At 43.8% G+C, this 3,275-nt stretch carries 3 protein-coding genes; all 3 read right to left on the reverse strand.

What is annotated here, in order from left to right; all coding sequences use genetic code 11:
- Positions 1-444: 444 nt before the first annotated feature.
- Positions 445-1,215, reverse strand: coding sequence for a class I SAM-dependent methyltransferase (locus tag ACFE90_RS37245; protein WP_375507251.1), 771 nt, complete (start codon positions 1,213-1,215; stop codon positions 445-447).
- A 34-nt stretch (positions 1,216-1,249) separates the two neighbouring features.
- Complete coding sequence (locus ACFE90_RS37250; RefSeq protein ID WP_375507252.1) at positions 1,250-1,939, reverse strand: SDR family NAD(P)-dependent oxidoreductase; 690 nt, start codon at positions 1,937-1,939, stop codon at positions 1,250-1,252.
- Positions 1,940-2,013: 74 nt separating this feature from the next.
- A partial coding sequence (locus ACFE90_RS37255) for an MFS transporter (RefSeq protein WP_375507253.1) occupies positions 2,014-3,275 on the reverse strand: 1,262 nt, incomplete at its 5' end.

Genomic DNA, 3,275 nt, shown 5'->3' on the forward strand with positions numbered 1-3,275 from the left:
CTGGTTGTGTTCAATATAACGAAATGTAACGATACTATCTTCGGCAACTTCGTATAAGTAAATATATGGAATTTAATCCGTTATATAGCTTTATTACTATAATTATCAAGCTTTTCAGTATGCAAGATTTTTAATGTATTTATATATAAATAATATTTATAAAATAATTATAAAGTATTTATAGTCTTGCAGGATTTGTTTAAAATTATCAATAAACTTTTTAAGTTGTTTTTACCTATTTCCCCTGAAATTGATTTTCTGAGCAGGTATCAATTGTATGGAACACTAAACTGGCGTAGCTGTTGTGGCTTGCAAACAAGACATTAGTTTTCGTTTTCGCACGTCTGTGGGTAGCGCGATCGCGTGAGGTGAGAAATCTCTCTGCGAACAATCGCCTTAATTAGTCTTGGCTTAATATTTTGCCTTGTCTGTTATCGGAAACCTTCATCTTTGCGGTGATTTGGCGATCGCAGCCCAAACTCTATGGTGAACCTGAAGAATTGGTGTAGGATATTTTGCTTCGAGTAATGTCGCCAATTCCTGATCAAATACTTCTACCTTTTCTGGTGTCAAACTTGCTCCCACGCCTGCACTAGCACGAATTCGTCCCTGCCAAGCTTCGTGTGTATAAGACACAAAGACATCGTAAGAAAATGTGCGGATTTCTCGGAATCCTCCTTCGCCAATGTCTTGTAACCACAAGGGATACATACCATTCCCGCCGTCCAAATTCCACGCTGGATTATGAGCCTTGATCAGTTGTTCTGTTGCTTCAACTACATTACCTTTTAAAGGTATCCAATCAAAATGAGCGATCGCAATCGAGCCATTTCTTTTCAATATCCGAGTAATTTCCTGGACAGCACGGGGACGATCAAACCAATGCCAACACTGTCCAGCAGTAACTACATCAGCACTTGCGTCTGGTAACTCGGTATTTTCGGCAGTTGCGACTCGATAATCTACTTTGAGTTGCACTGATTCGCTCAACAGTCTCGCTTGTTCTAAAAGTGATGCTGATGGATCTATGCCAATTACATAAGCACCTCTATCTGCAAAGCCCCGCGCTAATGTTCCTGTTCCTGTACCAAGGTCAACAATATTCTGCCCTGGTAAACCTATACCATATTCAGACAGTTTGTTAAATAATGAACTGGGAAAGCCAGCGCGGTGTTTTGCATAATCAGTAGCAGTTGCACCAAAATCAATATTCATACCTGCAAAACTATTCTTGTAACAATTGTCTTGGCTAAAAGTTCTCTACCCACGGACGTAGTTCTATTTCATAAGTCCAAGCACTGCGGGGTTGGCGTAAAATGCTGAGATAAGTTTGAGCGATCGCATCCGGGTCAAGGGTACTATCAGGATTATCTGCTGGATCTTGGCGGCCTGTTGAGCGGATTCCACCATCAATCACGAAATGCGCTACATGGATATTTTTCGGTGCTAATTCTCTAGCAATACTCTGAGCCAAACCGCGCAGTGCAAATTTACCCATTGCAAAGGGAGCAGACTGAGCATAACCCTTGATACTGGCTGAAGCTCCAGTAAAGAAGATAGCACCGCCACCAAGTTGCAAAAACCTTTTGGTAGCAGCTTGGGCGACGAGAAAGCCTCCATAAGCAGTTACCTCTAGGGTTTTTGCCACCTCACCAGGGTCTAGATCAACAAGTGGCCCCCGCACCCGGAAACTGGGATTGTAAACTACAATATTCGGGGAACCGACTTTATTATCAATATCTATAAATAACTGTTCTACTTCATCTGGCTTTGAGACATCAGCAGTGAAATTAACTGCGCCAATTTCACTGCTCAATTGAGTGAGTTTTTCAATTTGGCGAGCCGCTAAAGCTACGGTAAATCCTTCTTTTGCAAATAGGCGGGCTAAAGAAGCGCTTAGTCCACTACCTGCACCGACAATTAAAGCTGTTGTTGCCATATTTTAAACCTGTAGTCTTTATTCTGTCTAGCTTAGAGCTTTTCTTAATGCCATTCAATTAAAATATTCATAGATTAAGAATTGAGCGTGACTGAAGATAAATGTGAATTGCCCTTAGTGGGACTTTGACCAATTTGCAGTACACAAACTGCGGCAATTAGACAGAGAACGCCTGATAAAATAAACGCTTGTAAATAACTACCCGTCCAAGTTCTCAACACTCCGGCTCCGAATGCTGCTGTGGCTGCACCAAGCTGGTGTCCTGCTACAATCCAACCGAACATCACGCCGACATTTTCTTTCCCGAAGACATTAGCAACAAGACGAACCGTCGGTGGTACGGTGGCAATCCAATCAAGTCCATAGAAGACGGCGAAAATGGAAAGTCCATAAAAAGAAAAGTCGAAACTGAAGGGTAAGAAAATCAAAGACAAACCCCGCAGTCCGTAATACCAACACAATAAGTAGCGATTGTTCCAACGGTCAGATAGCCAACCGGACATAGTAGTTCCAAAAAAATCGAATAGTCCCATGATTGCCAAAAGACCAGCAGCCTTGACTTCAGGGATACCGTGGTCAATACAAGCGGGAATTAGATGAGTCCCAATTAACCCATTTGTGCTAGCACCACAGATAAAAAAGCTACCAAATAATAGCCAGAAGTCTCGATTACGCATTCCCAGCCAGAGAGCGTTAAGGGTGGAGGCGATGGAATTAGCTCTAGGCTGTAACACTTCCACAGTTTCGCTGTTATCGCCAAAGGGTCGCAAACCGACATCCGCCGGACGATCGCGCATAAAGACCGCGATCGCTGGAATAATTAGAAGTGCTGCACCAGTCAGAGTTAGAGCGGCAGTTCGCCACCCAAAGCGATCGGCTACTGAAGCCAGCATGGGCAGAAACACTAGTTGCCCCGTGGCTGTACTAGCGGTTAAGATGCCCAGAACTAAACCCCGCTTTTCCAAAAACCAGCGATTGACAACAATAGCACCCAAAACCAGGGCGATAACTCCACTACCACAACCGACAACTACACCCCATAGCAAAACTAGCTGCCAAGATGCTGACATCAAAGTGGTTAAACCGACACCGAGAGCAATCACAGCAAGTGAGAACACCATCATCCGGCGAATGCCGATCCGCTCCATAACTGTGGCGGCAAAAGGGCCAATCAGTCCGTAGAGTACTAAGTTAATGGAGATTGCCAAAGATATAGTTGCTCTACTCCAGCCAAACTCCTGTTCGAGAGGCACTATAAAAACTCCAGGAGCAGAGCGAATTCCAGCCGCCACCAGCAAGGCTAGGAATGTTAAACCAGCAACGATCCAGGCATAGT

It is taken from the genome of uncultured Nostoc sp. (genome assembly GCF_964245445.1).
Lineage (GTDB): Bacteria > Cyanobacteriota > Cyanobacteriia > Cyanobacteriales > Nostocaceae > Nostoc.